General features: G+C 70.3%; 14 protein-coding genes. 5 read left to right on the top strand and 9 right to left on the bottom strand.

Going from position 1 to position 14820, the window contains the following annotated elements; genetic code table 11:
* Positions 1 to 102 precede the first annotated feature (102 nt).
* The 3 genes from pta to pyk all read left to right on the top strand — a co-directional run bounded on the left by pta (position 103) and on the right by pyk (position 4945).
* Positions 103 to 2196: a phosphate acetyltransferase gene (pta, locus tag ACFCZF_RS13720; RefSeq protein WP_376671809.1), complete on the top strand. Its 2094-nt coding sequence runs from the start codon at positions 103 to 105 to the stop codon at positions 2194 to 2196.
* On the top strand, positions 2193 to 3398 hold the full coding sequence (locus tag ACFCZF_RS13715; RefSeq protein ID WP_376671808.1) for an acetate kinase: 1206 nt from the start codon (positions 2193 to 2195) through the stop codon (positions 3396 to 3398). Before pta ends, ACFCZF_RS13715 begins: the two co-directional genes overlap by 4 nt.
* 116 nt (positions 3399 to 3514) lie before the next feature.
* On the top strand, positions 3515 to 4945 hold the full coding sequence (gene pyk / locus ACFCZF_RS13710; RefSeq protein ID WP_376671807.1) for a pyruvate kinase: 1431 nt from the start codon (positions 3515 to 3517) through the stop codon (positions 4943 to 4945).
* A gap of 144 nt (positions 4946 to 5089) precedes the next feature.
* On the opposite strand, the gene ACFCZF_RS13705 is transcribed toward pyk, so the two are convergent.
* The 4 genes from ACFCZF_RS13705 to ACFCZF_RS13690 form a co-directional block, all read right to left on the bottom strand.
* On the bottom strand, positions 5090 to 6556 hold the full coding sequence (locus ACFCZF_RS13705; RefSeq protein ID WP_376671806.1) for a hypothetical protein: 1467 nt from the start codon (positions 6554 to 6556) through the stop codon (positions 5090 to 5092).
* Positions 6546 to 7166 (bottom strand): DUF6114 domain-containing protein, encoded by a 621-nt coding sequence (locus ACFCZF_RS13700; protein ID WP_376671805.1) that lies wholly within the window; start codon positions 7164 to 7166, stop codon positions 6546 to 6548. Before ACFCZF_RS13700 ends, ACFCZF_RS13705 begins: the two co-directional genes overlap by 11 nt.
* A 117-nt stretch (positions 7167 to 7283) precedes the next feature.
* Positions 7284 to 7928 (bottom strand): DUF6230 family protein, encoded by a 645-nt coding sequence (locus ACFCZF_RS13695; RefSeq protein WP_376671804.1) that lies wholly within the window; start codon positions 7926 to 7928, stop codon positions 7284 to 7286.
* Between the two features lie 653 nt (positions 7929 to 8581).
* The gene (locus ACFCZF_RS13690; protein WP_376671803.1) at positions 8582 to 9559 is read right to left on the bottom strand and encodes a tetratricopeptide repeat protein; all 978 of its coding nucleotides are present in this window, start codon (positions 9557 to 9559) and stop codon (positions 8582 to 8584) included.
* Between the two features lie 239 nt (positions 9560 to 9798).
* Between ACFCZF_RS13690 and ACFCZF_RS13685 the strand changes: the two genes are divergently transcribed.
* Positions 9799 to 10434, top strand: coding sequence for a TetR/AcrR family transcriptional regulator (locus tag ACFCZF_RS13685; RefSeq protein WP_376671802.1), 636 nt, complete (start codon positions 9799 to 9801; stop codon positions 10432 to 10434).
* A 93-nt stretch (positions 10435 to 10527) separates the two neighbouring features.
* Here the strand turns inward: ACFCZF_RS13685 and ACFCZF_RS13680 are convergent, their stop codons facing one another.
* From ACFCZF_RS13680 to ACFCZF_RS13660, 5 genes are all read right to left on the bottom strand, one after another.
* The gene (locus ACFCZF_RS13680) at positions 10528 to 12228 is read right to left on the bottom strand and encodes a methylmalonyl-CoA mutase (protein WP_376671801.1); all 1701 of its coding nucleotides are present in this window, start codon (positions 12226 to 12228) and stop codon (positions 10528 to 10530) included.
* 132 nt (positions 12229 to 12360) lie between these two features.
* Positions 12361 to 12702 carry a DUF3817 domain-containing protein gene (locus ACFCZF_RS13675; protein WP_376671800.1) on the bottom strand — a complete coding sequence of 114 codons (342 nt, stop codon included), beginning with the start codon at positions 12700 to 12702 and terminating at the stop codon, positions 12361 to 12363.
* A gap of 99 nt (positions 12703 to 12801) precedes the next feature.
* The gene (locus ACFCZF_RS13670; protein ID WP_121749250.1) at positions 12802 to 13311 is read right to left on the bottom strand and encodes a MarR family winged helix-turn-helix transcriptional regulator; all 510 of its coding nucleotides are present in this window, start codon (positions 13309 to 13311) and stop codon (positions 12802 to 12804) included.
* A 76-nt stretch (positions 13312 to 13387) separates the two neighbouring features.
* Positions 13388 to 13681: an MTH1187 family thiamine-binding protein gene (locus tag ACFCZF_RS13665; protein WP_375914831.1), complete on the bottom strand. Its 294-nt coding sequence runs from the start codon at positions 13679 to 13681 to the stop codon at positions 13388 to 13390.
* On the bottom strand, positions 13678 to 14022 hold the full coding sequence (locus ACFCZF_RS13660; RefSeq protein ID WP_376671799.1) for a DUF3817 domain-containing protein: 345 nt from the start codon (positions 14020 to 14022) through the stop codon (positions 13678 to 13680). Before ACFCZF_RS13660 ends, ACFCZF_RS13665 begins: the two co-directional genes overlap by 4 nt.
* A 165-nt stretch (positions 14023 to 14187) precedes the next feature.
* On the opposite strand from ACFCZF_RS13660, the gene ACFCZF_RS13655 reads away from it, so the two are divergent.
* Positions 14188 to 14820 carry an AIM24 family protein gene (locus tag ACFCZF_RS13655; protein ID WP_310871187.1) on the top strand — a complete coding sequence of 211 codons (633 nt, stop codon included), beginning with the start codon at positions 14188 to 14190 and terminating at the stop codon, positions 14818 to 14820.

The following is a 14820-nucleotide window of genomic DNA, read 5'->3' as shown; positions in this document are numbered from 1 at the left end:
CGGAGGTATTGTCAAGAGGGTTCTGCTCACCCCGGTGGGCGATTTCGTGTGCACGGGACAGCCGCCGCCGGACGAAACCACCAGACGAAACGGAGAGCACGCGTGACGCGCAGCGTGTACGTGACCGGTATCGACCGCGGCGACGGCCGCCAGGTCGTCGAACTGGGGGTCCTGGAGCTCCTGACCCGGCAGGTCGACCGGGTCGGCGTCTTCCGTCCCCTGGTCCACGACGGGCCCGACCGGCTCTTCGAGCTGCTGCGCGCCCGCTACCGGCTCGCGCAGGACCCGGCGACCGTGTACGGCATGGACTACCAGGAGGCGTCCGCCCTCCAGGCCGAGCAGGGCACGGACGAACTGGTGTCCGCGCTGGTCGACCGGTTCCATCTGGTGGCCCGGGACTACGACGTGGTCCTCGTCCTCGGCACCGACTTCGCCGACACCCAGTTCCCGGACGAGCTGTCGCTGAACGCGCGGCTCGCCAACGAGTTCGGCGCCTCGGTACTGCCGGTGGTGGGCGGCCGCAAGCAGACCGCGGAGTCCGTACTGGCCGAGACCGTCAACGCCTTCCGCGCCTACGACGGGCTGGGCTGCGACGTCCTGGCCATGGTGACCAACCGGGTGGCCCGCGAGGACCGGGACCAGATCGCCGAGCGGCTCGCGAACCGGCTGCCGGTGCCGTGCTGGGTCGTGCCCGACGAGCCCGCACTGTCCGCGCCGACCGTCTCGCAGATCGCGCACGCCCTCGGCGCGAGGGTGGTCCTTGGCGACGACTCGGGGCTCGCCCGCGACGCGCTGGACTTCGTCTTCGGCGGGGCCATGCTGCCCAACCTGCTCAGCGCCCTGACCCCGGGCTGCCTGGTCATCACCCCGGGCGACCGCGCCGACCTGGTGATCGGCACGCTGGCCGCGCACAGCGCCGGCACCCCGCCGATAGCCGGCGTCCTGCTGACCCTGAACGAGGTGCCCGGCGACGGCATCCTCACCCTCGCCGCCCGCCTGGCCCCCGGCACGCCGGTGCTCTCGGTGACCGGCAACAGCTTCCCCACCGCCGAGCAGCTGTTCTCCCTGGAGGGCAAGCTCAACGCGGCCACCCCGCGCAAGGCGGAGACCGCCCTCGGCCTCTTCGAGCGGTACGTCGACACCGCCGACCTCAGCAAGCGGGTCTCCGCCCCGAGCAGCGACCGCGTCACGCCGATGATGTTCGAGCACACGCTGCTGGAGCAGGCCCGTTCCGACCTGCGCAGGGTCGTCCTCCCGGAGGGCACCGAGGAGCGGGTGCTGCACGCGGCGGAGGTGCTGCTGCGCCGGGGCGTGTGCGAGCTGACGCTGCTGGGCCCCGTCGAGCAGATCCGCAAGAAGGCCGCCGACCTGGGCATCGATCTGGAGAACGCGCAGCTGATCGACCCGGCGGTCTCCGAGCTGCGCGACTCCTTCGCCGAGAAGTACGCCGCCCTGCGCGCCCACAAGGGCGTCACCGTGGAGCTGGCGTACGACGTGGTCTCCGACGTGAACTACTTCGGCACGCTGATGGTGCAGGAGGGTCTCGCCGACGGCATGGTGTCGGGGTCGGTGCACTCGACGGCGGCGACGATCCGGCCGGCCTTCGAGATCATCAAGACCAAGCCGGAGGCGTCCATCGTCTCGTCCGTCTTCTTCATGTGCCTGGCCGACAAGGTACTGGTCTACGGCGACTGCGCGGTCAACCCCGACCCGAACGCCGAGCAACTCGCCGACATCGCGACCCAGTCGGCGTCCACGGCTGCGCGGTTCGGGGTGGATCCGCGGATCGCGATGCTGTCGTACTCGACGGGCACGTCCGGTTCCGGCGCGGACGTCGACAAGGTGCGCGAGGCGACGGAGCTGGTCCGCTCGCGCCGCCCGGACCTCAGGATCGAGGGGCCCATCCAGTACGACGCCGCCGTCGAGCCGTCGGTGGCCGCGACGAAGCTGCCCGGTTCCGAGGTCGCCGGGCAGGCCAGCGTGCTGATCTTCCCGGACCTGAACACCGGCAACAACACGTACAAGGCCGTGCAGCGCTCGGCCGGCGCCATCGCGGTGGGCCCGGTGCTCCAGGGTCTGCGCAAGCCGGTCAACGACCTGTCCCGGGGCGCGCTCGTCCAGGACATCGTCAACACCGTCGCCATCACGGCGATCCAGGCCCAGCAGTCCCCCACCGAGAAGGCTTCCGACCAGTGAGTTCCACGCGTGTCCTCGTCCTCAACTCCGGCTCGTCGTCGGTGAAGTACCAGCTGCTCGACATGCGCGGCAGCGACCGGCTGGCGGTCGGCCTCGTCGAGCGGATCGGTGAGGAGACCTCACGGCTCAAGCACACCCCGGCGGGCGGTGAGAGCCGTGAGTGGAACGGGTCCGTCCCCGACCACGACGCGGCGCTGAAGGCCGTGGCGGCCGAGCTGGCCAAGGACGGCCTCGGCCTGGACTCGCCCGAGCTGGCCGCGATAGGGCACCGGGTGGTGCACGGCGGGAAGCACTTCACCGAGCCGACCGTCGTGGACGACGCCGTGCTCGCCGAGATCGAGCGGCTGATCCCGGTCGCCCCGCTGCACAACCCGGCCAACCTCACCGGCATCCGCACCGCGCGGGCGCTGCGCCCGGACCTGCCGCAGGTCGCCGTCTTCGACACCGCCTTCCACACGACCATGCCGGAGTCCGCGGCCCGCTACGCGATCGACGTCGAGACCGCCGACGCGCACCGCATCCGGCGCTACGGCTTCCACGGCACCTCGCACGCGTACGTCTCGCGGGAGACCGCGAGGCTGCTGGGCCGGGCGCCCGAGGACGTGAACGTCATCGTGCTGCACCTGGGCAACGGGGCGTCCGCCTCGGCGGTGCGGGGCGGTCGCTGCGTGGACACCTCCATGGGACTGACGCCCTTGGAGGGGCTCGTGATGGGTACGCGCTCGGGTGACATGGATCCGGCCGTCATCTTCCATTTGATGCGTGTTGGTGGAATGTCCGCCGACGAGATCGACACTCTTCTCAACAAGAGGAGCGGTCTGATCGGTCTGTGCGGCGACAACGACATGCGGGAGATCCGCCGCCGTGTGGACGCCGGCGACGAACGGGCGCGGTTGGCCTTCGACATCTACATTCACCGGCTGAAGAAGTACATCGGCGCCTATTACGCCGTTCTCGGACGGGTGGACGCCGTGGTCTTCACGGCCGGGGTCGGGGAGAACGCGGCGCCGGTGCGGGAGGCCGCCGTGGCGGGCCTGGAGGGGCTCGGCCTGGCGGTCGACGGCGAGCTGAACGCCGTACGCGGGGACGGGGCGCGGCTGGTCTCGCCCGCGGGCGCGCGGGTGGCGGTGGCCGTGGTGCCGACCGACGAGGAAATGGAGATCGCGACACAGACCTACGCTCTGGTCGAAAAGGAAAGGTGAGGGGGTGAGGGCACCCGAGGACGGCTGAATAATTCTCTTGTGAGCACCGAGGCGCCCATTTGTATCTTCCGCCAGACGGAATATTCCGCAGCGAAACAAACCGATAGGATCGCCCCATGCGCCGTTCGAAAATCGTCTGTACTCTCGGCCCCGCGGTCGACTCCCACGAGCAGCTCGTGTCGCTGATCGAGGCCGGCATGAACGTGGCCCGCTTCAACTTCAGCCATGGCACCCATGCGGAGCACCAGGGGCGTTACGACCGTGTCCGGGCCGCCGCCAAGGAGACCGGCAGCGCCATCGGCGTCCTCGCCGACCTGCAGGGCCCGAAGATCCGCCTGGAGACCTTCGCGGAGGGTCCCGTCGAGCTGGTGCGCGGTGACGAGTTCACCATCACCACCGAGGACGTACCGGGTGACCGGACGATCTGCGGCACGACGTACAAGGGCCTGCCCGGTGACGTCACCAAGGGCGACCAGGTGCTCATCAACGACGGCAACGTCGAGCTGAAGGTCACCGAGGTCGTGGGCCCCCGGGTGAAGACGATCGTCATCGAGGGCGGCGTCATCTCGGACCACAAGGGCATCAACCTGCCCGGCGCGGCCGTGAACGTGCCCGCGCTGAGCGAGAAGGACATCGACGACCTCCGGTTCGCGCTGCGGATGGGCTGCGACCTGGTCGCCCTCTCCTTCGTCCGGGACGCCAAGGACGTCGCCGACGTGCACCGCGTGATGGACGAGGAGGGCCGCCGGGTCCCCGTCATCGCCAAGGTGGAGAAGCCGCAGGCGGTGGAGAACATGGAGGGCGTCGTTGCGGCCTTCGACGCCGTCATGGTCGCCCGTGGCGACCTGGCCGTCGAGTACCCGCTCGAGAAGGTCCCCATGGTGCAGAAGCGCCTGATCGAACTGTGCCGGCGCAACGCCAAGCCGGTGATCGTGGCGACCCAGATGATGGAGTCTATGATCACCAACTCGCGCCCGACCCGCGCCGAGGCCTCCGACGTGGCCAACGCGATCCTGGACGGCGCGGACGCGGTCATGCTGTCGGCGGAGTCGTCGGTGGGCGCGTACCCGATCGAGACGGTCAAGACGATGTCGAAGATCGTCACCGCCGCCGAGCAGGAGCTGCTGTCCAAGGGTCTGCAGCCGCTGGTCCCGGGCAAGAAGCCGCGCACGCAGGGCGGTTCGGTGGCCCGTGCCGCCGCCGAGATCGCCGACTTCCTGGGCGGCAAGGGCCTGGTGGCCTTCACCCAGTCCGGTGACACCGCCCGCCGGCTGTCCCGCTACCGCGCGGCCCAGCCGATCCTCGCCTTCACCACCGACGAGTCCACCCGCAACCAGCTGGCGCTCAGCTGGGGCGTGGAGCCGCACGTGGTGCCGTTCGTGAACAGCACCGACGAGATGGTCGACCTGGTGGACCAGGAGACGGTCCGCCTCGGCCGGTTCAACGACGGCGACGTCGTCGTGATCACCGCCGGTTCGCCCCCCGGCGTACCGGGCACCACCAACATGGTCCGCGTGCACCACCTGGGCGAGACCCGCCGCGCCTGACGGTCCCGCACCCGGCTGCCGGTCCCGCACCCGGCTGCCGCCGGCTGCCGCCGGCTTCCGTACGGCGCTGAGGGCGCCCCCTGCGCGCAGGGGGCGCCCTCGGCGCTTGTCGCGGCTCCCGAACGGGTCCGTGGGCGCGTTCGGTCAGGTCGTGTACTGGTGCAGCCCCGGGATGTGGAGCGTGCCGCCGAACTGACCGGCCTGGACGACCGTCACCTTCGTGAAGTAGATGAGCGGGATGTCCAGGGGCGGCGGGTGCTCCGGGTCGAAGGTGATCGGGATCAGCCCGAGCAGGTTGCCCGAGATGCTCTCGGTGTACATCACCGTGTCGCCGTCGCGGATCGTGGACGTGGAGCCCTCGGCCGCCTGCACGTGGTACGTCTTGCCGGCCTGCTCGTCCTTCACCGTCTGGTGCAGGTCGCCGATGTCGGTGCCGTTGGATATGACGTACTTCAGCACCTTCTTGGTGGTGCCGTTGGCCGTCTTCACCTCGACGACGCCCTTGTAGGAGGCGCCCTTCAGCAGCAGCGAGCTGGCGTTGAGCTGCCAGGGGTCGTCGGGCAGCGGCACCGCGTTGTCGACGCCGCCCTCCTCGTCCGTGGCGACCGGGCAGTCGTCCACGTCCGTGCCGGCGCTCTCGGAGGCGCTCGGGGTGGGGGTGGGGCTGGGCGAGGCGGTGGCCTCACCGGCCGCCTCCTTCGCCTCCTCGGCCGCCTCGTCCACCGACTCCTCGGTGTCCTCGGCCGCCCCGGACGCCGCGTCGGTCGTGTCCTCGACGGCGTCCTTCGCCGTGTCGGCGGCCTTGTCGGCGGCCTTGCCCGTGTCCTCGCCCGTGTCCTTGCCCGTGGTGTCCTTCGCGGGGTCGGACGCGTCGTCGCCGGCGCCGTCCGACGCCGAGGGGGTCGGCGTGGGGCTCGGGCTCTCCTCGGCCTTCTCGCCGCCGGTGAAGATGCCCTCGATGGCGTCGCCGATGCCCTCCAGCACACCACCGCCGGACTCGGACGGGGAGGGCTCCGCGGCGCCCGCGCCGGCCGCCTCCTCGCCCTGCGGCTCCTTGCTCTGCGACTCCTGGGACGCGGAGGGGCTCGGGGCGGGGTCGGTCTTGTCGCCCGTACCGCCAGTGCCGCCCTTGTCGCCGGTGTCTGCCGTGTCGCCCTTGTCGTCGGAACCTGAATCCGACGAAGAGGACTCACCCGCGTCCGTGTCCTTGCCGGAGTCGTCCTTGCCGGAGTCCGAGGGGCTGGGCTCCGTCTCGTCGGCCTTGTCCTCGTCGGCCCCGTCGGCCCCGTCGGTCGCCGAGGGCGACGGCGTGGGCGACTCGGACGTGCCCTTCTCGGCGTCCTCCAGGGCCGCCACGCAGTCCTTGTACTCGTCGGCCGTCAGGCTGTTGGAGGTCGGCTTCGCCGAGTCGTTGCCGTCGGCGAGGGCCAGCGTCGGCGTGAACCCCATCCCCATGAGGACGGCCGTGGGCATCGCCGCCAGGGCTATCGCCTTCCCGGCCGGCATGTGGAACCTGGTGAACAACGGCTTCTTGGGTGCCGCGTGGCGCGGCCCGGTTCTCACACGGGACGACTCCACGTCAGTCCCGCGGGTCACCTCGTCAGCCGGCACTGTGCCTCCCGTTCGCCCCGTTGGCCGGGCTCGTTCCTGACAGGTCATTCGGCTCTTCCACCCGGTCCCGCGGCTGCGGAATCGAGGCGTCGGGCACCGGAGTTCCGGGCACGGTGGTGCCGGGCACGTCGGTGCCGGGCACGTCGGTGCCGGGGTCCACGCCCTCCGGCGCGTCGCCCCTTCCCTTGCCCTCCACAGGCGGCTCGGCCCGCGGCGGCTCACCCGGCACCCACGACACGGCCATCGCCCCGCCGATCAGCGAGAGCAGGAAGCCGATGAAGAAGCCGCCGAGGTTGGACACGGGGAGGGACACCAGCGCCAGCAGGATCGCCGCCACGCCCGCGAAGACCCGGACGTGCTTCTGGAACCACAGGCTGACGCCCAGGACGACCAGCAGCACGCCGATGATCAGGGATCCGGCACCCGCGGTGGTGGCCATCGCCAGCGTCAGGTGCCCGATCTGGAGATTCGCGTACGGGAAGTAGGCGATGGGGAGTCCGCCGAGCGCGACGAACAGGCCGGCCCAGAACGGCCGCGCGCCTCGCCAGGCACGGAACTGCAGCCTCCGGCGGGTGAACTGGCCGGCTGCGACAGGAGTCTCGGCGCTCATGGAAAACAGCTCCCTGGTACGGCTTTGCTGTGGTGGAGATGTGGGCCGCGCGTGAAGGCGTGGCCGGAGAGTGGACGGGCGGGGGCGCCACCGGCTCCCCCGCCCGTCAGCGAGTGCTTAGTAGCACTCCTTGACACCCTTGGACAGCGACATCTTCAGTCCGCTGAGCTTGAAGGTTCCGGCAGTGGTGGCCCACGCCGTCTGCTTCACGTCGGTCAGCGTGGCCGAGTCGGCCTGCTGGGCGAATCCGTTCGGGTTCACCTGCTTGTTCGCGACCTCGGACTGCTTGATGCCTGGACCCTTGTTGGCGTCCTTGGCGGCCACGCCGATGTCGATGCCGCGGAACGTGGCGTCGGCCTCAAGCTGCTCGACGTCGATGTACAGGTTCTCGGCCCTGACCGGCGTGCCGCCTCCGCCAGCCTTCAGCAACAGACTGACCGACCCCAAGAACGGGACGTCCGGGGTGACCACGGACTGGCACATGTTCGTGATCTTCGCGCTCTTGAACGCCGAAACGGCCACGGGGTGAGCCGTCTTCTCGCCCTTCAGCGTGTAACCCGAGTCAATGGCCCCGTACTGGGAGAAGCCCGTACCGTCGAGCCGGTCCGCCGTCACCTTGAACGACTGGCCGGAGACGCTGAACGACGCGGCCAGGGCACCCTGCCCCAGCGCGACGCCTATCGCAGCCGTGGCGGCCACGCTGGGCACCATCACCACAGCGAACCGCTTCCATCTGGTCCCGCCACGCACCTGGGACTCCATATTTCCTCCTTCTCGGACGTACATCTCCTGGCCTCGGCCGGCCCCCGGAGCGGCGGCTCGGCCTGGCAGGGATGGGAGAAGTGCTACGTCCTCGGGAAGGAGAGCGCCCGCACTCGGCGGCGCGTACAACGCGCCCGAATCACCGGCGATCACCCCCGAGCGACAACCACTGGTCGCGCCTGACACGCATCACGCACAACCCTGCTGGACAGGCTTCGCCGGGTGGACGAAGACCCCCCTGCCCAAGAGCCGGCTCCACTGCCGCCGGCTCTGCTCGGTGGGGACCCAGGAACCCCCGCGACCCGACTGGCTTTCGGGGTACGGGAATGGACCGAGCGTCGCCGATCGTGGTGCATTCTCGCCGTCGACACAAGGGGGTTCGTTACTCACTAGTAACGGCCGGATAACCGCGGGACGACGCACCGACCCCGAACGGCGACGCTGGGTGCGCCATGGGGGCGGAACAAAACTATTGATCGCTGGACAGAATCCGACACATCGACGCCGCCGACTTACTGGCAGTAACAGCGGCCGCGATTACCAAGTTTTGGCAAAGCGCGGCCGCACTGGCGTCCCGTCGACAGCTCTTTCACACGGGCACCACCCGGACGAACGGTCGGCGACCGCTCGGCGAAGGGAGCCCGAACCGCCCTCTAGTACAGGGCGCGGGCCAGCGCCCTGCGCGCCACGGCCACCCGCGGATCGTCGGCGCCGACCACCTCGAACAGCTCCAGCAGCCGCAGCCGTACGGCGTCCCGGTCGTCCCCGGCCGTGACACGCACCGCGTCGATGAGGCGCCCGAAGGCGTCCTCCACGTGACCGCCCACCAGATCCAGGTCGGCGGCGGCGATCTGCGCCTGGGCGTCGCCCGGCTTGTCGGCCGCGTCCTGACGGACCCGCTGCGGGTCGGCGTTCTGCACGCGCTGGAGCAACTCGGCCTGGGCCAGGCCCAGTTTGGCCTCCGTGTTGCCCGGGTCCTCGCCGAGCACGTTCTTGTACGCCTGGACGGCTCCGGCCAGGTCGCCCGCGTCCAGCGCCTGTACGGCGGCCTCCAGGGCCGCGTCGTGCGGCCCGGCCGGACGCTCGGGGGCGGCGGCGGGCTGCGCGCCCGGCTCCGCCTCGGGGTCGACGGCGATACCGGTCAGGCCGAAGCGCTCCTCGGCGACCTGCACCAGCTGGTCCAGGGTCTGGCGGATCTGCGTCTCACTGGCGGCGCCCTGGAAGAGCGGCAGCGCCTGTCCGGCCACGACCGCGAACACGGCCGGGATGCCCTGGACACCGAACTGCTGCATCAGCATCTGGTTGGCGTCGACGTCGATCTTGGCGAGGAGGAAACGGCCGTTGTACTCGACGGCGAGCCGCTCGAGGACCGGGCTCAACTGCTTGCAGGGCTCACACCACTCGGCCCAGAAGTCGATGACGACCGGGACCTCGGTGGACCGCTGCAGGACATCGCTCTCGAAGCCGGCCTCGTCGACGTCGATGACGAGATCGGCCGGGGAGACGGCCCCCGTCCCACCGTGCCGGGCCGCCTCGGCGCGCGCCTGCTCCGCCTTGGCCTTGGCCTCCTGGGCCTGCTTCACCGCGGCGAGGTCGACGACCCCGCTCATGGACATGTTCCGTGGCTGCATGGGCCTATCCTCCCCCGTACTCCGCGCGTGCGTGAAAAGCGGGTCGAAAGCCCGCCCTGAAGTGTTCTGCCGGCGCCGGGTCCCCACCCGCGCCCGTGGTCGTCGCTGGGCACGGGCGTGCGGGGCCCGCGCTTTCGCTACGACCCGTAGCGTAATGCCACGACGGGCCGCGGGAACACCCCTCCCCCGTGATCTCCCTCACGGCCACCCGCGGGTTACCCGCCGGTTAAGGTCGGGGAATGCAGAGCAGTACCTCCGCCGGCCGCACCGGGCGCCCCCGCAGCGCCGCGGCGGACACCGCGATCCTGGCCGCGACGCGGGCGGCCCTGGTCGATCTGGGCTGGTCGAAGCTCACCCTGGGAGACGTCGCGACGCGGGCCGGGGTTGCCAAGACGACGCTCTATCGCCGCTGGGCGGGCAAGAACGAGCTGGTGGTCGACGCGGTCGCCGAGCTCTTCGACGAGCTCCGGCTCCCCGACCGCGGCTCCCTGGCCGCCGACATCGAGGGCGTGGTGCTCCAGTTCGCGGCGATCCTGGCCCGCCCGGAGGCAAAGAGCGGCCTGATGGCGGTGGTCGCCGAGTCCACGCGGGACGACGCGCTGCGCGAGCGCATCCGCGCGTCGATCGTGGAACGCCAGAAGCGCCTGGTCCTGGAGGGCCGGGCCCGCGCCCAGGCACGCGGCGAACTGCCCCCCGAGACCGACCCGGCCGAGGCCGCCCGCACCGCGGACCTCATCTTCGACGTGGTGGCGGGTGCGGTGGTCCACCGCACCCTGGTCAGCGCGGAACCGGCGGACGGGGAGTGGGTGCGGGGCTTCACGCAGGTGCTGCTGTGGGGGCTGGCCTCTCAGCCGACCGAGCCGTCCGGCGGGTGACCTTCCGGCCGACCGAGTCGGATGGTCGGTGGGCATAGGCAGGGGGGCCAGGGGGCGGATCCCCCTGGCGACGCCCGCACCGGCACCGTGCGCCTAGAACCCCGCCGGTTCCGTGTACACCCCCCACTCGTCCCGCAGCACGCCACAGATCTCCCCGAGCGTCGCCTCCGCCCGCACCGCGTCCAGCATCGGTTCGATCATGTTGCCCCCGGAGCGGGCCGCGGCGAGCATCGCGTCCAGAGCCGCGCGTACGGCCGCGTCGTCGCGGCCGGCCTTGCGCTCGCCCAGGTCCCGCACCTGCTCGCGCTCCACCTCGTGGCTCACCCGCAGGATCTCCAGGTCACCGGTGACGGAACCCGTGTGGACGTTGACGCCGACGACCCTCTTGTCGTCCTTCTCCAGGGACTGCTGGTAGCGGAAGGCGGACTCGGCGATCTCGCCGGTGAACCAGCCGTCCTCGATGCCGCGCAGGATGCCGGAGGTGATCGGCCCGATCGGATGCCGTCCGTCGGGGTGGGCCCTGAGCCCCCGCTCCTTGATCTGCTCGAAGATCTTCTCCGCGTCCGCCTCGATCCGGTCCGTCAGCTGCTCGACGAACCAGGAACCGCCCAGCGGGTCGGCGACGTTGGCGACGCCGGTCTCCTCCATCAGCACCTGCTGGGTGCGCAGGGCGATCTCGGCGGCCTGCTCGCTGGGCAGGGCGAGGGTCTCGTCCAGTGCGTTGGTGTGCAGGGAGTTCGTCCCGCCGAGCACCGCCGCCAGCGCCTCCACCGCCGTACGCACCACGTTGTTGTACGGCTGCTGGGCGGTGAGCGAGACACCCGCGGTCTGCGTGTGGAAGCGCAGCCACTGCGCCTTGTCGGTCTTCGCGCCGTACACGTCGCGCATCCAGCGGGCCCAGATGCGCCGGGCCGCGCGGAACTTGGCGATCTCCTCGAAGAAGTCGAGGTGCGCGTCGAAGAAGAAGGAGAGGCCGGGCGCGAAGACGTCGACGTCCAGCCCGCGGGACAGACCCAGCTCCACGTACCCGAAGCCGTCCGCCAGCGTGTACGCCAGTTCCTGCGCGGCCGTCGACCCGGCCTCGCGGATGTGGTAGCCGGAGACGGAGAGCGGCTTGTAGGCGGGGATGCCGGCCGCGCAGTACTCCATCAGGTCGCCGATCAGGCGCAGGTGCGGCTCGGGCTGGAAGAGCCACTCCTTCTGGGCGATGTACTCCTTGAAGATGTCGGTCTGGAGCGTGCCGTTGAGCACGGAGGCGTCCACGCCCTGCCGTTCGGCGGCGACCAGGTACATGCAGAACACGGGCACGGCGGGCCCGCTGATCGTCATGGAGGTCGTGACGTCCCCGAGCGGGATGCCCTCGAACAGCACCTCCATGTCGGCGGCCGAGTCGATGGCCACCCCGCAGTGCCCGACCTCGCCCAGGGAGCGGGGGTCGTCGGAGTCGCGGCCCATCAGCGTCGGCATGTCGAAGGCGACCGAGAGCCCGCCTCCGCCGTTGCGGAGGATCATCTTGTAGCGCTCGTTGGTCTGCTCGGCGTTCCCGAACCCGGCGAACTGCCGGATGGTCCACGTCCGCCCTCGGTAGCCGGTCGCGTGCAGACCGCGGGTGAAGGGGTACTCCCCCGGCCAGCCGATCCGCTCGAAGCCCTCATAGGCGTCCCCGGGCCGGGGCCCGTACACCGGCTCCACGGGATCGCCGGAGAGCGTGGTGAAGTCCGCGTCGCGCTTGCGCGCCGCGTCGTACCGGGCCTGCCAGCGAAGGCGGCCCTCCTCTATGGCGTGAGCGTCCATACCCTCGAATTTACTAGGACGTCCAAGTAAATGTCGATGGGGTACCGCCGTACGGGTTCCCGTACGGCGGTGAGAGGGCTTGACAGGGCCGGTCGGGGCCGGTCAGGACCTGGCAGCGCCCGCCAGCGCTGTCTAGGCCTTGGCGACCGCGGGCGCCTCGGTCGCGGCGACCTTGGCGTCCAGCTCCTGGCTGACCTTGCGCTCCACGAAGAACGCGGCGGTCGGAATGGTCCCGGCCAGCAGCACCCACAGCTGCTTGCTGACCTTCCACTTCGCCTTGGCGCCCAGGTCGAAGGCGAAGACGAGGTAGACGACGTACAGCCAGCCGTGCGCGATGCTGACGATGCGGGTGAAGTCGGCGGCACCGTCCATGTCCAGCAGGTACTTGGCGATCATGCCGAGGCAGAGCAGGATCAGCAGCACACCGGTGACGTACGCCATGACCCGGTAGCGGGTCAGCACGCTCTTTTTCATGCGTACGAGCGTAACCGTCCGATTCGCGCGATCTTCGGGCGGGCCCGGCGACTCGCTAGGTGTATTGACCCGCGGGGTTGTTCACGCGGGTCAATACACCTAGGCCTCTTCGAAGTCCCCCGCGGCGACCCGCAGCGGCCTGAGCATCGCGAAGATCTCGCCGCACTCCTCGGCGTCGTACGCGCCCAGGCCGAAGTCCATCGCCATGAGGTCGCGGGTGGCCGCCTCGACCACCTCACGGCCCTTGTCGGTGATGGTGGCGAGCGTGCCGCGGCCGTCGTTGGGGTTGGGGCGCTTGTCGACCAGGCCCGATCTCACCAGCCGGTCGACGGTGTTGGTGACGGAGGTGGGGTGCACCATGAGGCGTTCGCCGATCTTGGACATCGGCAGCTCGCCCGACTTGGAGAAGGTGAGCAGCACCAGCGCCTCGTAGCGCGCGAAGGTCAGCCCGTACGGCTTGACCACGGCGTCGACCTCGGCCAGCAGGATCTGGTGCGCCCGCATGATCGAGGTGATGGCGGACATGGAGGGCACGCCGCCCCAGCGCTGCTTCCAGAGTTCGTCGGCACGGGCGATGGGATCGAAGGAGAGACTGAGGGGCTTCGGCACGGCAACAGACCATACCGGCCGGTCACATGCCGGTCAGCCCCGTCTCGCCTTTCGATACCACCGCCCCCGCGCACGGCTACTGCGCGAGATGCCGCTCCACCGTGTCGACCTTCGCTGTGAGGCCGTCCGTCACGCCGGGGCGGATGTCCGCCTTGAGGACCAGGGAGACGCGCGGCGCCCGCGCCTCGACGGCGGCGACGGCCCGCCGGACGACGTCCATGACCTCGTCCCACTCGCCCTCGACGGACGTGAACATCGCGTCGGTGCGGTTCGGCAGGCCCGACTCGCGGACCACCCGGACGGCGTCGGCGACGTACTCCCCCACGTCCTCGCCGACGCCGAGCGGTGTGATGGAGAAGGCGACGATCATGCTCCGACGACGCCTTCCTGGCGGGCGCGGGAGGCGATGACCGCGCTCTCGGCCTCGCGCTTGAGCCTGCGGTCGGCGAAGAAGCCGCCGGTCGGCAGGACCGACATCACGAAGTAGAAGGCGGCGGTGCCGAAGGACCACTTGGCGCGGTTCCAGGCGTCCGCCCAGAAGAGCACGTAGACGACGAAGAGGAAGCCGTGGACCGCGCCCATCACGGGCACCGCGTTGAAGTCGGTGGTCCGCTTCAGCACGGAGCAGACCAGCAGCAGGAGGAACGAGATCGCCTCGGGGCCGGAGACCAGGCGGAGGCGGCGGAGGGCGGAGGCGGTCTTGAGGTCCACGGGTCACCTTCGGTGGGAGAGTCGCCGTGCATCACGACGAGCTGGGGGTTTGTGAACGTGCGCACAAGCGCGCGTCCATTGTGGCAAACCCCCGACGCGCCCGGGCGAGGGGGGCGGGAACCTGTCGGCGGGCCCGCTCGGCGGGCTACCTTCGCATTTGTGGCGATGTTCCGACTTCAAGACAGCAAGGTACTCGCCGTCGACATGACCGGGGACGCCGTGAAGGCGAAGAACGGCTCGATGGTCGCGTACGACGGAGAGATGGCCTTCAAGAAGCTGAGCGGCGGCGGTGAGGGCATCCGGGGGATGGTGACCCGGCGGATCACCGGCGAGCAGATGACGGTGATGGAGGTGAAGGGGCACGGGACCTGCTGGTTCGCGGACCGGGCGTCGGAGATCAACCTCGTGGGTCTCCAGGGCGACACGCTGTACGTCGAGTCCAGCAACTTCCTCGCGGCCGACGCCGGGCTGCGGACGGGCACCAGCTTCACGGGCACGCGCGGGGCCTCTCAGGGCAACGGGCTGTTCACCACGACCGTGGAGGGGCACGGGCAGGTGGCGATCATGTCGGACGGGCCGGCGGTGGTGCTGCGGGTCAGCGCCCAGTACCCGCTGACGGTCGACCCGGGGGCGTATGTCGCGCACCAGGGGAATCTGCGGCAGTCCTTCCAGTCGGGTGTGACCTTCCGCACGCTGTTCGGGGAGGGCGGCGGCGAGGCCTTCCAGATCCGCTTCGAGGGCGACGGCCTGGTGTACGTGCAGCCGAGCGAGCGGAACACGATCGCGGGGGATGTCTGA

It is taken from the genome of Streptomyces sp. NPDC056296 (genome assembly GCF_042268605.1).
GTDB lineage: Bacteria > Actinomycetota > Actinomycetes > Streptomycetales > Streptomycetaceae > Streptomyces.
Note: the sequence above shows the minus strand (reverse complement) of the source record. Positions and strands in the feature narration are given on the sequence as shown.

Excerpts from the sequence above, each read along its gene's own strand:
- pyk (WP_376671807.1), top strand. The coding sequence starts at position 3,515 with ATGCGCCGTTCGAAAATCGTCTGTACTCTCGGCCCCGCGGTCGACTCC.
- ACFCZF_RS13665 (WP_375914831.1), bottom strand. The coding sequence starts at position 13,681 with ATGATCGTCGCCTTCTCCATCACACCGCTCGGCGTCGGCGAGGACGTG.
- ACFCZF_RS13675 (WP_376671800.1), bottom strand. The coding sequence starts at position 12,702 with ATGAAAAAGAGCGTGCTGACCCGCTACCGGGTCATGGCGTACGTCACC.
- ACFCZF_RS13690 (WP_376671803.1), bottom strand. The coding sequence starts at position 9,559 with ATGCAGCCACGGAACATGTCCATGAGCGGGGTCGTCGACCTCGCCGCG.
- ACFCZF_RS13655 (WP_310871187.1), top strand. The coding sequence starts at position 14,188 with ATGTTCCGACTTCAAGACAGCAAGGTACTCGCCGTCGACATGACCGGG.
- ACFCZF_RS13685 (WP_376671802.1), top strand. The coding sequence starts at position 9,799 with ATGCAGAGCAGTACCTCCGCCGGCCGCACCGGGCGCCCCCGCAGCGCC.
- ACFCZF_RS13680 (WP_376671801.1), bottom strand. The coding sequence starts at position 12,228 with ATGGACGCTCACGCCATAGAGGAGGGCCGCCTTCGCTGGCAGGCCCGG.
- ACFCZF_RS13700 (WP_376671805.1), bottom strand. The coding sequence starts at position 7,166 with ATGAGCGCCGAGACTCCTGTCGCAGCCGGCCAGTTCACCCGCCGGAGG.
- ACFCZF_RS13695 (WP_376671804.1), bottom strand. The coding sequence starts at position 7,928 with ATGGAGTCCCAGGTGCGTGGCGGGACCAGATGGAAGCGGTTCGCTGTG.